General features: G+C 64.3%; 1 protein-coding gene. It reads left to right on the forward strand.

Translation table 11 applies throughout. The features are described from left to right. On the forward strand, positions 1-513 hold a 513-nt coding region (locus tag ACLRGI_RS14430; protein ID WP_503827040.1), incomplete at both ends, for a transposase family protein.

Below are 513 nucleotides of genomic sequence, written 5' to 3' on the forward strand. Positions count from 1 at the left end.
TGCTGCGTGCCGACAGTGCGTTCTACGGCCACTCGGTCGTCGCCGCTGCCCAGCGGGCCGGGGCGAAAGTGTCCATTACCGTCCGGATGGACCCGGCCGTCAAACGCGCCATCGCCACCATCAACGAGAAGGACTGGACCACAATCCAATACACCGACGCGGTCCGCGATGAAACCACCGGAGCCTGGATTTCCTCGGCGGAAGTCGCCGAAACCGCCTTCACCGCCTTCGTGGGCCGAAAGAAAGCCGACCGCGTCCACGGACGCCTGGTCGTGCGCAGGATCCCGGAACTGAACGCCAAAGCAGGCCAAGGGCAACAGACACTGTTCGACACCCACCGCTTCCACGCCTTCTTCACCACCAGCGACCTGGACACCGTCACCGCAGACAAAACCCACCGCCAACACGCCATCATTGAGCAGGTCAACGCGGACCTCAAAGACAGTGCCCTGGCGCACCTGCCCTCGGGAAAGTTCACCGCCAACGCGGCCTGGCTGGTCCTGGCGAGCATCG

Origin of the sequence: Paenarthrobacter sp. PPS72 (genome assembly GCF_048537125.1) — a bacterium.
GTDB classification, from domain to species: Bacteria; Actinomycetota; Actinomycetes; order Actinomycetales; family Micrococcaceae; genus Arthrobacter; species Arthrobacter nitroguajacolicus_E.